Source organism: Methylotuvimicrobium alcaliphilum 20Z (assembly GCF_000968535.2).
Lineage (GTDB): Bacteria > Pseudomonadota > Gammaproteobacteria > Methylococcales > Methylomonadaceae > Methylotuvimicrobium > Methylotuvimicrobium alcaliphilum.
Window position 1 is genome coordinate 1,203,492 of the sequence record NC_016112.1, and the last position, 15,777, is coordinate 1,219,268.

The 15,777-nt window shown below is 49.5% G+C and carries 23 protein-coding genes and 1 pseudogene; 15 read left to right on the plus strand and 9 right to left on the minus strand.

Annotated elements, in window-relative coordinates; translation table 11 throughout:
- Window positions 1-2 precede the first annotated feature (2 nt).
- Both MEALZ_RS05170 and MEALZ_RS21555 read left to right on the plus strand, forming a co-directional pair.
- The gene (locus tag MEALZ_RS05170; protein WP_046061001.1) at window positions 3-887 is read left to right on the plus strand and encodes a type IV pilus modification PilV family protein; all 885 of its coding nucleotides are present in this window, start codon (window positions 3-5) and stop codon (window positions 885-887) included.
- Between the two features lie 168 nt (window positions 888-1,055).
- On the plus strand, window positions 1,056-1,253 hold the full coding sequence (locus tag MEALZ_RS21555; protein WP_084685329.1) for a hypothetical protein: 198 nt from the start codon (window positions 1,056-1,058) through the stop codon (window positions 1,251-1,253).
- Here MEALZ_RS21555 and MEALZ_RS05175 read toward each other — a convergent pair.
- The gene (locus tag MEALZ_RS05175; RefSeq protein WP_014147553.1) at window positions 1,242-1,490 is read right to left on the minus strand and encodes a hypothetical protein; all 249 of its coding nucleotides are present in this window, start codon (window positions 1,488-1,490) and stop codon (window positions 1,242-1,244) included. The genes MEALZ_RS21555 and MEALZ_RS05175 overlap by 12 nt on opposite strands.
- 73 nt (window positions 1,491-1,563) lie before the next feature.
- Between MEALZ_RS05175 and MEALZ_RS05180 the strand changes: the two genes are divergently transcribed.
- Genes MEALZ_RS05180 through MEALZ_RS05195 form a run of 4 tightly spaced genes read left to right on the plus strand, consistent with a single transcriptional unit; the run spans window position 1,564 to window position 3,658 of the window.
- Entirely contained in the window at window positions 1,564-2,217 is a 654-nt protein-coding gene (locus tag MEALZ_RS05180; RefSeq protein WP_014147554.1) for a hypothetical protein, read from the plus strand.
- Window positions 2,210-3,133 (plus strand): ATP-binding protein, encoded by a 924-nt coding sequence (locus tag MEALZ_RS05185; RefSeq protein WP_014147555.1) that lies wholly within the window; start codon window positions 2,210-2,212, stop codon window positions 3,131-3,133. Before MEALZ_RS05180 ends, MEALZ_RS05185 begins: the two co-directional genes overlap by 8 nt.
- Window positions 3,134-3,174: 41 nt before the next feature.
- Window positions 3,175-3,399: a type II toxin-antitoxin system RelB family antitoxin gene (relB, locus tag MEALZ_RS05190; protein ID WP_046061002.1), complete on the plus strand. Its 225-nt coding sequence runs from the start codon at window positions 3,175-3,177 to the stop codon at window positions 3,397-3,399.
- Entirely contained in the window at window positions 3,383-3,658 is a 276-nt protein-coding gene (locus MEALZ_RS05195; protein ID WP_014147556.1) for a type II toxin-antitoxin system RelE family toxin, read from the plus strand. Before relB ends, MEALZ_RS05195 begins: the two co-directional genes overlap by 17 nt.
- Before the next feature lie 114 nt (window positions 3,659-3,772).
- On the opposite strand, the gene MEALZ_RS05200 is transcribed toward MEALZ_RS05195, so the two are convergent.
- Complete coding sequence (locus MEALZ_RS05200; RefSeq protein WP_014147557.1) at window positions 3,773-4,096, minus strand: hypothetical protein; 324 nt, start codon at window positions 4,094-4,096, stop codon at window positions 3,773-3,775.
- A 47-nt stretch (window positions 4,097-4,143) separates the two neighbouring features.
- Here MEALZ_RS05200 and MEALZ_RS05205 point away from each other — a divergent pair, with 47 nt between their 5' ends.
- On the plus strand, window positions 4,144-4,956 hold the full coding sequence (locus tag MEALZ_RS05205; RefSeq protein WP_014147558.1) for a metal-dependent hydrolase: 813 nt from the start codon (window positions 4,144-4,146) through the stop codon (window positions 4,954-4,956).
- A gap of 1,196 nt (window positions 4,957-6,152) precedes the next feature.
- Here MEALZ_RS05205 and MEALZ_RS05210 read toward each other — a convergent pair.
- Window positions 6,153-6,353, minus strand: coding sequence for a hypothetical protein (locus tag MEALZ_RS05210; RefSeq protein ID WP_014147560.1), 201 nt, complete (start codon window positions 6,351-6,353; stop codon window positions 6,153-6,155).
- 248 nt (window positions 6,354-6,601) lie between these two features.
- Here MEALZ_RS05210 and MEALZ_RS05215 point away from each other — a divergent pair, with 248 nt between their 5' ends.
- Window positions 6,602-7,081, plus strand: coding sequence for a hypothetical protein (locus MEALZ_RS05215; RefSeq protein WP_223842351.1), 480 nt, complete (start codon window positions 6,602-6,604; stop codon window positions 7,079-7,081).
- Between the two features lie 268 nt (window positions 7,082-7,349).
- Window positions 7,350-7,775 (plus strand): hypothetical protein, encoded by a 426-nt coding sequence (locus MEALZ_RS05220; RefSeq protein ID WP_014147562.1) that lies wholly within the window; start codon window positions 7,350-7,352, stop codon window positions 7,773-7,775.
- Window positions 7,776-8,568: 793 nt separating this feature from the next.
- On the opposite strand, the gene MEALZ_RS05230 is transcribed toward MEALZ_RS05220, so the two are convergent.
- Together MEALZ_RS05230 and MEALZ_RS05235 are read right to left on the minus strand one after the other, a co-directional pair.
- Window positions 8,569-9,858, minus strand: a complete 1,290-nt coding sequence (locus MEALZ_RS05230) for a Y-family DNA polymerase (protein WP_014147564.1) — start codon at window positions 9,856-9,858, stop codon at window positions 8,569-8,571.
- Complete coding sequence (locus MEALZ_RS05235) at window positions 9,858-10,292, minus strand: LexA family protein (RefSeq protein WP_014147565.1); 435 nt, start codon at window positions 10,290-10,292, stop codon at window positions 9,858-9,860. Before MEALZ_RS05235 ends, MEALZ_RS05230 begins: the two co-directional genes overlap by 1 nt.
- 119 nt (window positions 10,293-10,411) lie before the next feature.
- Between MEALZ_RS05235 and MEALZ_RS22955 the strand changes: the two genes are divergently transcribed.
- The 3 genes from MEALZ_RS22955 to MEALZ_RS23350 all read left to right on the plus strand — a co-directional run bounded on the left by MEALZ_RS22955 (window position 10,412) and on the right by MEALZ_RS23350 (window position 11,800).
- Window positions 10,412-10,555, plus strand: a complete 144-nt coding sequence (locus tag MEALZ_RS22955; RefSeq protein ID WP_162836583.1) for a hypothetical protein — start codon at window positions 10,412-10,414, stop codon at window positions 10,553-10,555.
- A gap of 120 nt (window positions 10,556-10,675) precedes the next feature.
- On the plus strand, window positions 10,676-11,176 hold the full coding sequence (locus MEALZ_RS05245; protein ID WP_014147566.1) for a hypothetical protein: 501 nt from the start codon (window positions 10,676-10,678) through the stop codon (window positions 11,174-11,176).
- Between the two features lie 9 nt (window positions 11,177-11,185).
- Window positions 11,186-11,800, plus strand: a complete 615-nt coding sequence (locus MEALZ_RS23350) for a cupin domain-containing protein (protein WP_014147567.1) — start codon at window positions 11,186-11,188, stop codon at window positions 11,798-11,800.
- 134 nt (window positions 11,801-11,934) lie between these two features.
- Here the strand turns inward: MEALZ_RS23350 and MEALZ_RS05255 are convergent, their stop codons facing one another.
- The gene (locus MEALZ_RS05255; RefSeq protein ID WP_084685580.1) at window positions 11,935-12,321 is read right to left on the minus strand and encodes a LexA family protein; all 387 of its coding nucleotides are present in this window, start codon (window positions 12,319-12,321) and stop codon (window positions 11,935-11,937) included.
- Between the two features lie 167 nt (window positions 12,322-12,488).
- On the opposite strand from MEALZ_RS05255, the gene lexA reads away from it, so the two are divergent.
- Both lexA and MEALZ_RS22960 read left to right on the plus strand, forming a co-directional pair.
- On the plus strand, window positions 12,489-13,115 hold the full coding sequence (lexA, locus tag MEALZ_RS05260; RefSeq protein WP_014147569.1) for a transcriptional repressor LexA: 627 nt from the start codon (window positions 12,489-12,491) through the stop codon (window positions 13,113-13,115).
- 29 nt (window positions 13,116-13,144) lie between these two features.
- Entirely contained in the window at window positions 13,145-13,288 is a 144-nt protein-coding gene (locus MEALZ_RS22960) for a hypothetical protein (RefSeq protein WP_014147570.1), read from the plus strand.
- Window positions 13,289-13,330: 42 nt separating this feature from the next.
- On the opposite strand, the gene MEALZ_RS22585 is transcribed toward MEALZ_RS22960, so the two are convergent.
- Entirely contained in the window at window positions 13,331-13,597 is a 267-nt protein-coding gene (locus tag MEALZ_RS22585) for a hypothetical protein (RefSeq protein WP_162472922.1), read from the minus strand.
- Between the two features lie 754 nt (window positions 13,598-14,351).
- Here MEALZ_RS22585 and MEALZ_RS05265 point away from each other — a divergent pair.
- Window positions 14,352-14,795 (plus strand): hypothetical protein, encoded by a 444-nt coding sequence (locus MEALZ_RS05265; protein WP_014147571.1) that lies wholly within the window; start codon window positions 14,352-14,354, stop codon window positions 14,793-14,795.
- Between the two features lie 71 nt (window positions 14,796-14,866).
- Here the strand turns inward: MEALZ_RS05265 and MEALZ_RS22590 are convergent.
- Window positions 14,867-15,049, minus strand: a pseudogene (locus tag MEALZ_RS22590) (Tn3 family transposase); the annotation flags it as partial.
- Between the two features lie 151 nt (window positions 15,050-15,200).
- Complete coding sequence (locus MEALZ_RS05270; protein WP_223842373.1) at window positions 15,201-15,545, minus strand: recombinase family protein; 345 nt, start codon at window positions 15,543-15,545, stop codon at window positions 15,201-15,203.
- Window positions 15,546-15,777 lie beyond the last annotated feature (232 nt).

A 15,777-nucleotide genomic window follows, 5' to 3' on the forward strand; every position in this document is an offset into this window, starting at 1 on the left:
TTATGAACGTGCAGCATCGCAAAATTCGAGGCTTTTCTTTGATTGAGGCTATGATAGCCTCTTTAGTGGTCGGCATGACAATGCTGGGCGTTGCCCGTTTGCAAGGGATTACGTTGTCCAGTAGCGGGGATAGCCGGATGAGAACGCATGCGCTGAATCTAGCGCAAGAAAAAATCGAAGAATTACGCACCTTTGTACATCAGTCCGACTATAGCGCGTATTCAGGGTCTGATAGCGATACACAATTAGGCGCCAATGCGACATTTACACGAACCTGGACGATTACGGGTTGTGCGAATTCAGTTGAGTGCAAACAAGCCAATGTTGCCGTATCTTGGCAAGATCAAGCGGATACGACGCAAACCGTACAGCTGACTTCATTCATTGCCGAAGTCGATCCGGTGAAAGGCGGCGTAGTGCTCCTGGCGATGAATAATACTGGCGGAGGCGGAGGCGGAGGCGGAGGCGGCAGTCCTGACGATTGTACTTGGATACATGGCACCGTGCCGAATGGCAGTACCGTAACGGCTTATTTGTCCGGTACAGTCGCGTCGCTCGATGATTGCGTCAGCGAAACCCGGTTATGCACCGAAGGTGTTTTATCCGGTGCTTATACCTATCTTTCGTGCAGTGTCGATGGCGAGAATGGTGACGGAGGCGACGATGGGGGAGATACGACGCCACCAGAAGAAGGTAACGACGGAGAAGGAGAAGTTGTAGGCGGCGGTGGAGACTTTGTTTCCTGTAGCTGTTTTTTTCGAAACCCTGGTCAAGGTTATTCGTTGAGCGGTACGAATCCTTCTGAGTGTACCGTGTCTTGTTGCCAAGAGAATGATACGGGATCTGGAAATAGCAGGTATTTTTCGGCAAGTTGCCCCGTTGAATAAATCGATTATTCGGGATTATCCTTGAGCCATGCCCGGAACTCATCGAGGATGCCTTTGCTGGTCAGTTCGGGGGTGGTGCAATTGAATACTTCGCAAAGGTGGCTTTTGATTCGGTACATGGCTACTATGCTTTAGTTGTATTTTTAAAATAACGAAAAAGGAACCTGAATGAAATTTTTATTAACATTTTTAGCGGTTATTTTCTTGACTGGTTGTACTACAGCCGGCCCTTACGTCACTAACATTTCAAGTGACGGCAATAATGGATTAAATATCGAAAAATGCAAAGTTGAACTCAATGCGTTTTTAGGTGTTGTAAATACTGGTGATTGTTCGAGCAGCAATATAAAACTTTCACATCAATAACAATTTATTTGTTTTCACAATCGTTATCTCCCCAAACCCCACCTCAAACAACACCCCCACCGCCGCGTCCAGTCGTTTAAACACCCGCGTTTGACCGCGCGCGGTTTCGAGCATCGGATTCAGTTTGTGCTTTCCTTCCAGCGTGACGGTCCAGCCGTCTCCGGAGGCGTGTTTTTGGATGACGGGCGCCTCTAAAGCGCCCGCCTGAAATAATAGTTCGGCTTCTTTACTATTCATATTCACTTTTGCGGCTACAAAAGCTAGACTAAGTTAAAACAAAATTACACTTTTTTATGATAAAAGTGCGCCTATGATCGTGCGAATCGTCTTTATTGTAGCCTTATTCTTGCCTTTCCGGGTAGCGGCCTGGGATGACGACGCCGTGTTGTCGTTCATCGGCCGGGTCAACCCGACCCTTCTGGCCCAGCAAAACGTCACCAAGGCCTATGCCAAGCCGGATGCTTTAACCTGGGCGTTGCAGAACACCTCGCTGGCCGGCCGGGTCGGTGTCGGCGGTACCGAGTTCCGGGACGACCCTTACACCGTGTTCGGCGGCCTGCAAATCAACATTCCGCTGTCGTCGGTCAAGGAAGAGCGGGAGGCGGCCTTGAAGCAAGTCGCCGAAGCCAAGGCGTTTGACGATATGCTGTCGCGCGTGGTCGCCGATATCGTGCAATTGCGGCAATTGGAGGCCGACCTGGAGGCTTCGGAAGTGAAGCGCACGTTTTTGAAGGAGAAGGCCGCGTGGGTCAAGGACCGCATCGATCAAGGCTATGCTTCGGACATGAACGAGCTGTGGCAGATCGGCAGCAAGGTCAACGCCGAAGACGCCCTGGTGGCCAAAGACACGCTGCTGATCAAGACGCAGCGCTACAAGCTGGCCCGTTATGCCGGCCCGGAATGGCGAACGCTGTTGGCCTATTTGGAGGGCAAGACCGAAACCTTGGGAGGCACCGATGGATGAGATTGTCGGCCTGATCGGCCGGGACGAAGTCGTCGGCGATTTGGTCGCCGAGATCAAGAAGGGCAAGCACGTCATTCTGACCGGCCCGGTCGGCATCGGCAAATCGGCGGTGCTGAGGGCGGCGCTGGACCGGCTCGGGGCGAAAGTGCCGCTGCTGATCCGGCTGCACGACCACCAAGCCAAGGGTCAGTTCGTCGACATGGCCCGGCAGATGTTGGCGCTGGATCTGGTCACGCCGAAGGAACTGGAATTGCCGGCGAAGTATCACGATACGCCGGGTTCCGAGATCGACTGGAAAGAGATCAAAAGCCAGGTCAACCGGATGAGCATGCGCGATTTGACGCACGCGGTGATTCCAGCGCTAGCCCGCGCCGAAGACAAACCGGTGATCGCGGTCGACGACCTGACCAGTTTGACGCCGACGCAAATGGCCTTCTGGCTGGCCATTTTCGACCATGCCCAGGTGATCGGCTGCGCCTCCGAGAAAAAGGCCCGGGTCCGGAAGCTGTGGTGGAAGATGCGCGAGATTGGGGTCAAGCCGCTACCGGCGGACACGATCCGGGCGATCGTCAAACGCTACATCGAAACCAAAGGCATCCTGATCGAATCGCCGGAGCTGTATATCAGCCACGTCGTCAAGCAATCGGGCGGGGTGCCGCAGGCGATTTACGACATGCTCGACGAATCCGGCAAGGAAAGGATCATCGACAAACGCAAAGTGCGGGAAATGCGCCACGAGGCCGGCGTGCAATATCTCGACTTCACGCCGATGGTGATGGTCCTCGGGGCGCTGATCGTGTCGATGCGTTACGTCGGCATGGGTACCGGGGACAAGACGCTGTACATCATGGGCGGGATCGGGGCGGCGCTGTTTCTGACCTTCCGGTTCTTTATCTTCAAGGGGGTAGGGCGGTGATGCTATACTTGTATAGCATTTATTCATTGAGGGTAAACATTATGTTAGCAATTCGATTGCCGGACGAGCTGGAAAAACGCTTGGACAATTTAGCCAAACTCACGGGCCGCACGAAAACCTTTTACGCCAGACAAGCCATCGAGCAGCACCTGGACGACTTGGAAGACCTGTATCTGGCTGAACAGCGCCTGACCGAGATTCGCGCCGGACGCACGCAACCCATTCCGCTCGAGGACGTGCTGAAGCGCTATGACCTGGAAGATTGAATTCGATCCGGCAGCCGAACGCGAACTGGCGAAGCTGGACAAGGCTGTTGCCCGCCGGATTTTAAAGTTTTTGACCGAGCGACTGGCGCCATCGGACAACCCGCGTAGTCTAGGCGCTCCGCTGGCCGGTTCTAAACTCGGCGAGTTCTGGAAATACCGCATCGGCAAATACCGTGTCATCGCCAGCATCGAGGATCGGATAATGACGGTTCTGGTGTTGAAAGTGGATAAGCGCAGCGATGTGTACAAACAAAAATAAACAACGCCGGTCCGGTTGGCAAGCCACGGCATCAGGTGTAGAGCGGTGAGAATCTATCCGGCAATACCGTATGATATGATTTCATATCATACTATATCGTTTCAAAGGTTAGTTTCACTTGAATTTGACTGTAATGAAATAAGTGGCGTTTGCAAAGTCGGTAATGAGCGCTAGGATACCTTCGTTCTTCTGATCGTAATGGGTGATCATTTCTTTTAATTGAGCGTAAGAGTCCGGGGAGGTAAATACCTCAAGTATCTCTTCTTCCGTTCTGTAGTCATCCTGGCTGGGAAGCCCCTTTGAAATGATATTTCTTGCATAAACTAACAAAGCCCCTCTGCCCCTCGAAAGGTAGCATTCTTTGTATAACTTGATAAGTTGCCTTAAGTTTTCGTTCAGTAGCGATATTGCCTGGTCTCTTTGTGTAATGGCCGACATGGTGTTTTTTAGTTCCGAAATTAAAATCTAAGTAGGTATTTTACGCTATGCTCGCCGCCACCCACGCCGCCTTTTCGACCGCGCTTTATCTGGGCGGTGCGGCGGTGTTCGAGTACCCGACCGAACCGATTGCCTGGGGCCTCGCGATTCTGTTTTCGTTCATGCCCGATATCGACATCCCGACCTCGAAAGTCGGCCGGCCGCTGTTCTTCATTTCGGTGCCGATTGAAAAGCGCTTCGGCCACCGGACCATTACCCATTCCCTGATCGGCGTCGGCGTCCTCGCGGCGCTGGCCTCGCCGTTGTATCTCCTTTGGCCGGTGGGCTTTTGGGCGATCCTGGGCGGCTATTGGTCGCACATCCAGATCGACATGGCCAACATCCGGGGCGTCGACCTGTTCTGGCCGTCTCCGCTGCGCGTGGTGATGCCCGGCAAGGTCAAATACCGGCTGGAAGTCGGCAGCAAGGCCGAAATGATCGTGCTGTGCGCGATGCTAGTGTTCTGCGTCGGGCTGTACCCGATGAGCAATCTGGGGCTGCGCGGCGGACTGCATCAGATATTGAAAGATTTCGATATCGCCTACGGCGAATTCGTCAAAGTCCAAGGCCTCACCTGGCACACGCTGGAGCTAAAGGCGATCGACAATTTGACCCTGGAACACATCGAATGCGCCTGCCCGGTGCTCGGCGCCTGGCAAAAGGGGCTGATCGTAGCCTATCGAAAGACTGACTTAGTCCGTTATTATTTTCCCCGCTTTTTGGCTTTTATGTTTAAAAAATTCTTGGCGCTTTTTTCTTACCGTATAAGGGATATTCTTCTCCTCCCAGCGTTCAAGATCTACTTGAGACGCTTTATTTAATGCCTGGTCAATCACCGCTTCTTTTCGACTGCCACATAAAGCAGGAATCAATAGCACGGAGCGATTCATGTCGGCTTGCGGACTGCGTTCAAGCATGTATTTATAATTTCCAAACAGCGTTTCAATAATATCGCTACTGCTTAACAACGGCAGTTCGGTCAGCTCTGCTTGAATCTGCACATGCTTTTTTAACCAAGCTTGTAGGTGTGTTTTGACTTTAGAATTTCGCGGCAATGTTTTTGATAATTGGTAACATTGTTGGTAGGTGACTTTGTTAAGCCCTTTGTTTTTAATGATTTCCATCACCTCTGAGACTATTTTAGTCGTCAACGCGAAGCGCTCAATAAAGGGTTTCATCCGTAAAAAGCCCGGAAACACCGTCCGTAATTTAGCTAACACGCTGCCTTTCTTCGCGCCGCCTTTAACGGCAAAGACATCCAGCATTTTAGTCCCCCATTCACCGAGTTTACTGATGCTTTGAAAACGCCCTTTAGTCCGTAATTTAGGGGGTGTCAAGCAGGCAAATTCTGTCTGTCTCAGGCATTTCGCACCTTGACCCAGTGCCGCAGTAAAGGCTTTATAATCCGCTGTTTTTTCAAATTGACTTTTCAGCGCGCTGGCCATGCAGTGACCGATGTCATCAATGACGGGCACCGGTTTTTCTTGTTTGGCCGACCAATGTCGCACACCTTTTGCTAGCGTGTAGTCGCAGTCTTTAACAATCGCTTGAGGTACGCCGGCGATAGCAAAAATGTCCTCTAAGTCCTGGCAAACCGTCTGATGATTAACCGTTTCACGCACCTTAAGACCGATACATTCACAATCTTGCAATTGAATGGCGCTGCCGCGTTGGCGTAGAGACTGTGTTTTTACGCGGAGCACGACCAGTGCTTTTTTAGTCCCTATATCAATGGAGTAATCAATAATCGCAATCCAAGGCTCGCACGTTGGGCACACTTGGCGCAGTAACCCTAAACCAACGCGCAAACTCCAGTTAATCACCGAAGTAAAATGTGGCGTCCACGGTAATTCAAGCGATGTTTGTGAATGAAATAATTCAAGAATGCGCGGAACGCTACGAAAAGAAACCACCGTATCAAGCACGATAAGCGCGCATAAAAGTCGCGTTTGCTGAGCTTGTGTTATGTCAATAACCGTTGAAGTATTCGCGGGTACAACAGCAATATCCTGGGTTGCTAGGGTTGACTGATGCTCGAAAGTAATGTTTTTTTTGCTTCGACAAGCTGTTCTAACTGACAATTATTCCGTTTCAGTTCCGCTATTTTTTTCAAATGACGTTTTTGTGTTTTTCTAAGCTCACGAAGCTCAGCTGCGCGCTCAGTCGCTTTGTTTTTCCATTTATCGCGGCTGTTTAGTAGTTTTGACATTTGAAGCATAGTATTTGGGGGATGGGTTAAAATAAGACCTATTTATACCGCATACAGCGATAATTTTAAATCCACAAGCTGAGGAAATAAAATCACTGTAAAGTGAACAATTATAAGCCATTCAGGTGTGCTTCTTTTAGCTAAGTCATTGATTAGTCGCTTTATGAGCAAAATAAAAGCGGCTTAAGCTGTCGTTTTGGTCAAACGATTGCGTCCAGAATGATTTTAAGTTATTGAATATTAATAAGGTATGTGATTTGATGCATGCGTTTCGACAGCCTAGGCTGATCGTCGACTACCAAGGCCAAGCCCGGTCAATCGGCAAGAGCCAGATACACCACAATCTCTATCCGGTCGACGCAGTGCTGATCGAGGGCGAGCCGCTGCGCGTGATCTCCCAGCGCGTCGACATGAAAGGCCGGTCGCTGCGTTGGCTGGTCGAGAATCTGAAGGCGAACCACGCTTATTACTTGCTCGGCGAATTGCATATTGACGCCGACAAGGTGGTCGATGTCACGCAACTGGAGGCTTACCATCCGGTCAGCTGGAACGGGGCCAAGGTCAAGCTGCATTACGCGAAGGCCGGGGATCTGGCCGATTATTTGAATCTGACCGCGATCCGGGGGGAAGTGGTGGTGCAGTTTTGGTTGAGGCCGGGGGATGCGATGGTGGAGATGCGGTTTGATGGTGGGGCGGGGAGGGTGGAGACGCCTGGGGTTTTGGAGGGGATGTTTTAAGATTTGTTATACTCCCCTCGCTATGGGCGGTTGTTTCCAATGGGAACGGTTGCAGGCGCTACGGTGATTGCATGATCCGGTTCGAATCCGGCACCGCCCATAGCCCATAGCTACAAAACCCCCGCCAATCCGTCGTATAGCGCGGTGAAATCCGATCTGGCAAATATTAATCATCCCACGAAAATGTAAAATGGCTATGTCTATTTCGTAAATGGTTAATAGGGTCTTGCTCCAGGTCAAAAATATTATTTAAGGTAAAAAAATAGATATGAAAATAGGAATTATTCTTCGTTTTGTAACATTGGGCTTAATTTTGAATTTGGAGACTGGATGTGCAACCTCAAGTGATATAGCAAGTGGAATGCTTTTTGAGAAGCGGGACAAAACTGTATTTGTTTCTGAACATTTCAGTGGTTATGCCGGAAGGCATGTCGGTGAAGTGGCGAGAGTTCTTGAAAAACATGGTTTTCTAGTAACCAAAAATAGAGAAAGGTCAGATTATTTTCTCGACTTTAATATAGATGGCGGTGCGACTTTAACTGTGTCTATAGGCCTTCTCCAAGAGGGCAAAAAACTTATTGAAGTTGAATCAACTAATGTTTGGTTTGGTACAGTTATGTTTCGCCCTATTGCGGTGGCTAACCGTGTAGAGGCAGCTATTGAGGAGTTTGATCAGGCGCTGTCTAAAATATAGCACGTAGGATGCGATGAGGCACGAACCGCATCGATCGCAACCGATGCTGTGTACGTTGTTTACCGCTTCCATGTGATCAGCGAACCGAAGGCGTTGAGGATGGCTGTGCGGACGCAGAAGTCGGGGGAGAAGGGTGGCGAACTTGGTGGGGTGTTTGGCGGAATCAGATTAATCGGCCCGATGTCTTCCTTGCCCCGCTTTCGATGCAAAAACTTGAGATTGATATCACTAGCTGAATAGACGTAGGTCTATTGAGAGTGTTGGTGTATAAGTGGGCGTAGAATTAGGAAAAAAAATAGTACGCTAAGCGTTATCATGACCCCCATGACAATTAACAAAAAATGATCGATTGCTGTTTGAATCTTTATGTGAGCGGGTTTGGAGGCCATGGCCTGATTTGGTGTTGTAATTGATCTTGTAGCCGCCATCCTGTTGGTTTTGCTTCAGGATAAAGCCAACGACATCCTTCCGATACCCATTTTTCATAGTAGGGTTCGTTATCATCGAGGCCATATTCGCAACCACAGCAATCGCAAATATCGTAGCTGAACCATAGCTCTTCCATTGACTCATAGGGTTTTTCGAGAGGTCCCCAACCACACAGTGGGCAGTATTCGATTTTCATTTATTCGGTGTATAAAAACGAAGTGCCTATTTTATTTGCATGGCTAATATTCCGTATACCCTTATTTGCTATACTCTAAACCGCTATGGGCGGTTGTTTCCAATGGGAACGGTTGCGGGCGCTACGGTGATTGCATTATCCGGTTCGAATCCGGCGCCGCCCATAGCTTTACCAAACCCCCGCCAATTCCCGCCAATCCGTCGTATAACGCTGCGAAATCCGCTCCGCCTTCGGCTTCCAGCTTTTATCAAAACCAGTTGCCGCGATCGAAACGGCACTCGGAAAGCGGTGGTTTATCCGGTCAATGGCTTTCATCAAGTGACGGTTTTCAGTAGATAGGCCGTCAACCATCAAGTCGAATACATCCATTTGCCCTGGCGTGGTTTTTGGCTGGATATGGCTCAGCTGGACGCCGCATTTCTGATAGTTATAGCCTGGCCTGTATAGCTCTTTGAGCATCTGGTTAGCGGTAGCAATGAGGGACCGCGTGTCTTGCGTAGCCGCATTCAGCTTACTACTGGCCGCCCGTTGATATTGCGGCTCATCCGGATTGAATGGGCTGGTCCGGATAAAGATCGTAATGCAGCCGGTCACTGAGTCTTGTTGCCGGAGTTTTTCGGCGGCCCGGCTGCAGAATTCGGCCATGGCTTGCGACAGCTCGGCGTATTCGGTTAAGCGGCGGCTAAAACTTCTGGAGCAGACAATTTGCTGTTTATCCGGAGCGATTTCTTCCCGTGCCAGGCAAGGCGTGCCATTCAACTCCATCACGGTTCTAGCCACCACAACATTGAACTGGGTTTGAATGCGCTTGCTGGATTGGGACGCCAAATCCCAAACGGTATGAATGCCAAGCTGGTTCAGCTTTGCCGCCGTGCGCGGGCCTATGCCCCACACCTCGCCGACCGGCACAATGCGCATCAGTTTTTCCCGGCGCACCGGGTTCGACAAATCCAACACACCGCCGGTTTGCGGCCATTTTTTGGCGGCAAAGTTCGCCAGCTTAGCAAGCGTTTTGGTCGGTCCTAGCCCCACGCAAACCGGAATGCCGGTGGTTCGAACCACCGTTTTTCTGATCAGCTGGCCGTAAGCAATCGGGTCTTTGCCGCAAGAGTAAACGCCGGTTAAGTCCAGAAAGCCTTCGTCGATGGAATACACCTCAAGATTTGGGGCGAACTCTTCCAAAGTGGACATGACTCTCGCAGACATATCGGCATACAGCGTGTAGTTTGATGAGAAAAGTTTAATTTGGTGCTGGTTGACCAGTTGCTGAATCTGGAACAACGGCACACCCATTTTAATGCCCAATTTCTTGACTTCGGCACTGCGGGCGACAACGCAGCCGTCATTGTTGCTGAGTACGGCAACCGGCTTGCCGATCAGATCAGGCCTAAACACGCGTTCGCAGCTCACATAGAAATTGTTGCAGTCGACCAGGGCGATCAGCCGTTGCGGGGACATTACAGCGGGTGAATGACATTGGTGACCACGCCCCAGATCACCGTATCCATCTCTTCACGAAGCACGATATCTTTATAAGCCGGGTTTTCCGAACCTAACAGCCACTGGCCAGACTGGCGCTTCAAGCGCTTGACGACCAGCTCCCCATTCAGCGCGCAAATCACGATCCTGCCCTGCACCGGTTCCAGCGACCGATCGACGACCAGAATATCGTTCGGATGGATGCCGGCGCCGAGCATCGATTCGCCTTGCGCGCGGACGAAGAACGTCGCGGCGGGCTTTTGTACCAGCAGATCATTCAGATCCAGGGTTTTCTCGATGTAATCGTCGGCCGGCGAGGGGAAACCGGCCGAGACTTTGCCGGCAAACAGCGGCAGGTTCACAGTTTTAGGGTTTGAAGCAGCGTATAAAACAGTCGTTGGCATAATGATCATAGCGGGTTTAGAGCGAGGAGAAGCCGAAAGGCGTTTATTATGTTCTCTTATTGTTCTCTTTTAAATCGGTTTTTGCTATGCTGTCAAAAAATTCCAAACCAGCGATGAGGGGCGCCGCCATGCAACGCAAAATTCACATGCAGGATCAAGTCAGAAACCGGGTGGCCGAGATTATGGAAGATCGTCGGTCGGATTGGTTGATTGTTTGGGGTATGAAGGTATTGGTGGTTTCGGCGATTATGTTGGTGGGGGTGGTTTGGTGATGGATAAGTTCGGGAATACGGCGGTGGAGTTAGATGGGCTGTTTTGATGCCTTTATTTATCCTGGCTATGCGAGAATGTGAGTTTTATTCTTAAATTTCCGCAATATGGACAACAAGCAAATGGCAAGAACATTAGTTTTATTCGGTTTCATCAGCATTTTCATTGGAGGATGCACATCAATAACGGTCGAGCCTTTAACCACTTCGTATAGCGTTAAGCGCATTTGTATCAGAGAGAACCCTAAAGTTATGGTACAGGATTTAGTGCCAGTGATTACCGACGGTTTGGCACGCCATCAGATAGAGAGTGAGTTTATTGAGTCAACGCTGGATAAAGATAAAGTGCGCAGAGAGGGCGCTGAATCTGATGAATACTATATGCATATCACCCCGGTACCAGATCAGTGCGAATTCAACTTGGCTTATACGGCTAGACGTTCATGGGACTTGGGTACTTACCTATCTTCTGCCGATATTGAGATTTTAAATCGGGAAGGCGTGATCGCTCGAGCAAATTACCATTTGGTTGGAAAAGGCGGATTGTCTTTATTTAAGTGGCAAGGCGTCAAAACCAAGCTGGACCCGATGATGGATGAATTGCTTGAACATTATAAAAAATAAGGATGGGGTTTGAGGCGCAGTGGAACGGAAAACCGAGTTAGCGTCTATTATGACGCGATTTTAGATGAGCTTGGAAATGTCGGTAGCCCCAATACGGGGTTATTTAACCCAAAGAACGGTTTGTCCCGCGACACCCTTGTAACCCTTGGTCTTACATGCGGTGTGAACGATAAATTCGGTTTATCGGCAAAATGCAGGCAAAATAGAGCACGAAAAACAGGAACGATCATTCAAAATTACTCTGATTTTGGAAAAAATCTAACTATAGGAAGGAACATGAAAGAAATTACAGTTGATAGCAACCCAAGTGAAGCAGTGTTAAAAAAATTGGGTGTTGCACACTGGCCAACATGGGAAAAAGACGTCTCTGTCTTCCCGTGGGCGTTTGTTACGACAGAAATAGCCTTTATTGTTGAAGGTGAGTGTGAAATGACACCTGCCGATGGGGGGCCGTCTACGATCTTTAAAGCCGGTGATTTAGTGGTATTCCCGAATGGGTATAAAGGCACTTGGGAAGTGAAAAAACCTCTTAAGAAGCAGTTCAAACACAAAGACGGTAATTTAGTGAAATGTGCTCTCAGCCGTTTTAAAATTTTAAAAAACTGTCTAAAGTCAAACAATTAAAGCGTGTCGTAATGCCTGTTAGATTGGGCTAAATTCAATGAATCTCAACAAATAGCTGTCATTCCCGCGCAGGTGGGAATCTGGTGACATTTATAGGTTGGAAAAAAAGTGAAAAAAAGGGTCAGGTCTTTGATTTATGATAAATGATGAATCACACACGTCACCACGCCCCAGATCACCGTATCCATCTCTTCACGAAGCACGATATCTTTATAAGCCGGGTTTTCCGAGCCTAACACCCATTGGCCGCCCAGGCGCTTCAAGCGCTTGACGACCAACTCCCCATTCAACGCGCAAATCACGATTCTGCCCGGCACCGGTTCCAGCGAGCGATCGACGACCAGAATATCGTTCGGATGAATGCCGGCGCCGAGCATCGATTCGCCTTGCGCGCGAACGAAGTACGTCGCGGCGGGCTTTTGCACCAGCAGCTCGTTCAGATCCAGCGTTTTCTCGATGTAATCGTCGGCCGGCGAGGGGAAACCGGCCGAGACTTTGCCGGCAAACAGCGGCAGGTTCACAGTTTTAGGGTTTGAAGCAGCGGAATAAAAATTCGTTGGCACAATGATCATAGCAGGTTGAGAGTGTGGAGAAGCCGAAAGGCGTTTTTTATGTTCTCTTTATGTTCTCATTTTAGGCGCTTTTTGCTAAACTGCCAAACATCCCAAAAGCAAATGATGTTGACACAATGACCGAACTGACCCGCCGACAACGACAAATCTTCGAGTTTTTGCGCGATAACTATGAACGCTTTGCCTATCCGCCGACGCTCGACGAACTCTGCGAATCCTTGGGCATGGCTTCGCGCGGATCGTTGCACAAGCACATCAGCGCCTTGATCGATGCCGGACTGATCGAGCCGTTCGCGGGCAGCAAACAAACCGGCATTCGTTTGACGGCTCAGGCGCAGCGGGATTATGCCGCGTGCGAACATGCCTTACCCTATGTCGGCAAAATAGCCGCCGGCAAACCGATCGAAGCATTGGCCGATGTGCAGTACCTGCCGGTCCCGGAGCTGCTGAAAAGCGACAAGCCGTGTTATGTATTGCAAGTCAAAGGGGATTCGATGAAAGAGGCCGGCATTTTCGACGGGGATTGGGTCGTGATCGAGCAGCGCGATTACGCACGCAACGGAGAAATAGTCGTGGCGTTGATCGACAATCACGAAGCGACGTTGAAATATATAGAACAATCGCCGGGCAAAGTGCTGTTGATACCGGCTAATTCAGCGATGACAACTCAAATTTATGCACCCGAACAAGTTCAAATTCAGGGCATTTTAGTCGGACAAATGCGCAGTTACCGGGCACATTAGCAACAACCCCTTAAACGAGGAGAGCCGCGATGCAACGTAAAATTCACATGCAGGACCAGGTCAGAAATCGGGTTGCCGAGATTATGGAGGATCGCCGGTCGGATGTTGCGGCCGCCTTGGGTATGAAGGTGTTGGTGGTATCGGCGATTATGCTGGTGGGGGTGGTTTGGTGATGGGCAAGTATGGGCGTGCAGCGGTGGAGTTGGTAAGGAGTTTTAAGGCTCTTTGGATTCAAGTCGCTCATCTATGATTTCCCAGATTCGCGGCTCAATCTCGATCACTGCCGGGCATCGACGTAACATTCGCCCAGCAATTCCGGCCGACAGGTGAAAAACTTGTCCGTTGCTGTTGTGATCACGTCGCCCAGGCCAAAGGGTTTCGGCTAATGTCGCGGCTCGTATTCTAACCTGGCCACTGTCACGAAGAATTCTAAGCGCCGCCAATACCTCATTCGAACCAACTGTCTTTGATGTGTTATTCATAGTTGTTAGTATTTGAAGTTATCGAATATTAAAGTTCTTGGATTTAAAATTACAGTTAATACTGAAGCTATAGGGGTAACCACCAGGGTAAACGCATTAAAACAGCATATAAAATCAAATGGTTACAATGTGTAGTGTTTTCAGCTATTTCATAGCGGCAGCCTTTATTGCCACAAAACAAAAAGCTAACAAATAAAATGTTCTGCAAGCTTAGGCTGAATAGTCATAACATATTGATATGGCATTTATTTTAATGCGTTTACCCTGGGGTAACCACAGAATTCGGAAAAAATAGTACGTTAACCACGAGAGGCAGTGCGTTAGGCATCAGAGGCAAAATATTGCCATTCACCGTTAGCGTTAATTGAGAATAACGGCAATCACATGCCGAAAAGAACTTCGTAGATGCCATAAATTTGTCGGCGAGTGTCGGCTTCCGGCGGGAAAGATTGCTAGCCATCCTTGGCTAACAATCGCGCCTACACCGCAACGTGATTGCCTTCGGCGGCCCTGGCCGTCCGCGTCACCTCGGCTTTGACCCAGCAAAGGGATCGACGCCGTATAGCGATGCCTTGCAGTTTTTCTAGTCGAAAAACCGCCCGGCGCTATGGCTTCCAGGGACTACTCAACCTTCACTCGCTAGCGCTTCGTTTCCAAGGTTTCGCAGCGTCAGAATTAACGGCATGAATCATGCCTTAATAACTTCAATGCTAATTCAGTATATTTGTATCAACAGCTTAATGGGAGAAAAATCATGTTGGTTAATGCAGCATCCAATACATATTTAGCTCAAGCGATGGCTTATTCCTCTCGGAATTCCCAAACTTCCCCAGCTACGGTAGCTGCAAGTACGGCTAAGGTCGATACTGTCGGCGCAAAGCAAGCCGATTTCAGCAACATGACACGCCAGGAAATGCGTGATTGGGTCAATGGTCAGATCAGTAGCGGGGAAATGTCGCTTGATGACAGCCGGTCTTTCATGGCAATGACAATGAAGATTCCAGTTGCTGGCGGAACCAATGTCGAGTTGCCGGCTGCTGATGACTCGGAAAGCATTGACTTCACACAAAGAGTTAACGACGGCATAGAGGGTGCGCTGTCGCGCAATGATCAAACGACACTCAAGATGCTTGAATCGGCTATGCAAATCATGAAACGTAACCAAGGGCAGACTATCGGCATCGATACTCACGCTTAGAAATAAAATGGACCGGTAAACCGGCCCTTACTTCATTATGGGGAGCCGCAGAATTCGGAAAAAATAGTACGCTAAGACTTTTCAGTGGTCCGTAGCGGTCTGAATTGCCCGTCTTCAATCTTTCGGTTCTGCCGCCAAATGTAATCGCCAGTCAGATTGATGTGTTCCCAACCCGACGGCGACAAGTATTGCAGTAGCCCATCATCAATAGGCTTGTCCAATTCCCGCAGTTTTTCGACAACCCTTTCCAAATAGGGGTTAATTGACCAAAAGAACGGTTTGTCCCGACACCCCTATGGAAGCCTTGGTATTACAGGCTTGCAGCCGAAATATCGATTTCTAAATGGCCAATCAGTTTTTTGACAAGTGATTGAACTTTAATTAAAGTTTCTCCTGCCGTAAAATTCATGCTGTTTTCGCGGCTGCAAGTATTCTATAGACGGTAGCTTCTCCGATATTCAACTGCCGGGCAATCTTGGTTTTTGCCATACCGCTTTCGGCAAGGCTTACGACTTCTTGTCTTAACTCGGTAGCCAGTGGAGTACGTCCTTTATACTTGCCCGCGGCTTTTGCCTTGGCGACGCCTTCCCGCTGCCTCTCCAGCATGATTTCCCGTTCGAACTGAGCGACACCTCCCAAGACGGTGAGCATCAGCTTGCCGGTGGGCGTCTGCGTATCCATGCCCAGGTTAAGAATGCGCAGGCCGGCCTGCTTTTGTTCCAGCGTCTGAATTAGGGGTTTGAGGCGCAGTGGAACGGAAAACCGAGTTAGCGTCTATTATGACGCGATTTTAGATGAGCTTGGAAATGTCGGTAGCCCCAATACGGGGTTATTTAACCCAAAGAACGGTTTGTCCCGCGACACCCTTGTAACCCTTGGTCTTACATGCGGTGTGAACGATAAATTCGGTTTATCGGCAAAATGCAGGCAAAATAGAGCACGAAAAACAGGCACGATCATTCAAAATTACTCTGATTTTGGA

Bases quoted from the DNA above. Each gene is read 5' to 3' on its own strand.
- MEALZ_RS05170 (WP_046061001.1), top strand. From the start codon at position 3: ATGAACGTGCAGCATCGCAAAATTCGAGGCTTTTCTTTGATTGAGGCT.
- MEALZ_RS21555 (WP_084685329.1), top strand. From the start codon at position 1,056: ATGAAATTTTTATTAACATTTTTAGCGGTTATTTTCTTGACTGGTTGT.
- MEALZ_RS05175 (WP_014147553.1), bottom strand. From the start codon at position 1,490: ATGAATAGTAAAGAAGCCGAACTATTATTTCAGGCGGGCGCTTTAGAG.
- MEALZ_RS05180 (WP_014147554.1), top strand. From the start codon at position 1,564: ATGATCGTGCGAATCGTCTTTATTGTAGCCTTATTCTTGCCTTTCCGG.
- MEALZ_RS05185 (WP_014147555.1), top strand. From the start codon at position 2,210: ATGGATGAGATTGTCGGCCTGATCGGCCGGGACGAAGTCGTCGGCGAT.
- relB (WP_046061002.1), top strand. From the start codon at position 3,175: ATGTTAGCAATTCGATTGCCGGACGAGCTGGAAAAACGCTTGGACAAT.
- MEALZ_RS05195 (WP_014147556.1), top strand. From the start codon at position 3,383: ATGACCTGGAAGATTGAATTCGATCCGGCAGCCGAACGCGAACTGGCG.
- MEALZ_RS05200 (WP_014147557.1), bottom strand. From the start codon at position 4,096: ATGTCGGCCATTACACAAAGAGACCAGGCAATATCGCTACTGAACGAA.
- MEALZ_RS05205 (WP_014147558.1), top strand. From the start codon at position 4,144: ATGCTCGCCGCCACCCACGCCGCCTTTTCGACCGCGCTTTATCTGGGC.
- MEALZ_RS05210 (WP_014147560.1), bottom strand. From the start codon at position 6,353: ATGCTTCAAATGTCAAAACTACTAAACAGCCGCGATAAATGGAAAAAC.
- MEALZ_RS05220 (WP_014147562.1), top strand. From the start codon at position 7,350: ATGAAAATAGGAATTATTCTTCGTTTTGTAACATTGGGCTTAATTTTG.
- MEALZ_RS05230 (WP_014147564.1), bottom strand. From the start codon at position 9,858: ATGTCCCCGCAACGGCTGATCGCCCTGGTCGACTGCAACAATTTCTAT.
- MEALZ_RS05235 (WP_014147565.1), bottom strand. From the start codon at position 10,292: ATGATCATTATGCCAACGACTGTTTTATACGCTGCTTCAAACCCTAAA.
- MEALZ_RS22955 (WP_162836583.1), top strand. From the start codon at position 10,412: ATGCAACGCAAAATTCACATGCAGGATCAAGTCAGAAACCGGGTGGCC.
- MEALZ_RS05245 (WP_014147566.1), top strand. From the start codon at position 10,676: ATGGCAAGAACATTAGTTTTATTCGGTTTCATCAGCATTTTCATTGGA.
- lexA (WP_014147569.1), top strand. From the start codon at position 12,489: ATGACCGAACTGACCCGCCGACAACGACAAATCTTCGAGTTTTTGCGC.
- MEALZ_RS22960 (WP_014147570.1), top strand. From the start codon at position 13,145: ATGCAACGTAAAATTCACATGCAGGACCAGGTCAGAAATCGGGTTGCC.
- MEALZ_RS22585 (WP_162472922.1), bottom strand. From the start codon at position 13,597: ATGAATAACACATCAAAGACAGTTGGTTCGAATGAGGTATTGGCGGCG.
- MEALZ_RS05265 (WP_014147571.1), top strand. From the start codon at position 14,352: ATGTTGGTTAATGCAGCATCCAATACATATTTAGCTCAAGCGATGGCT.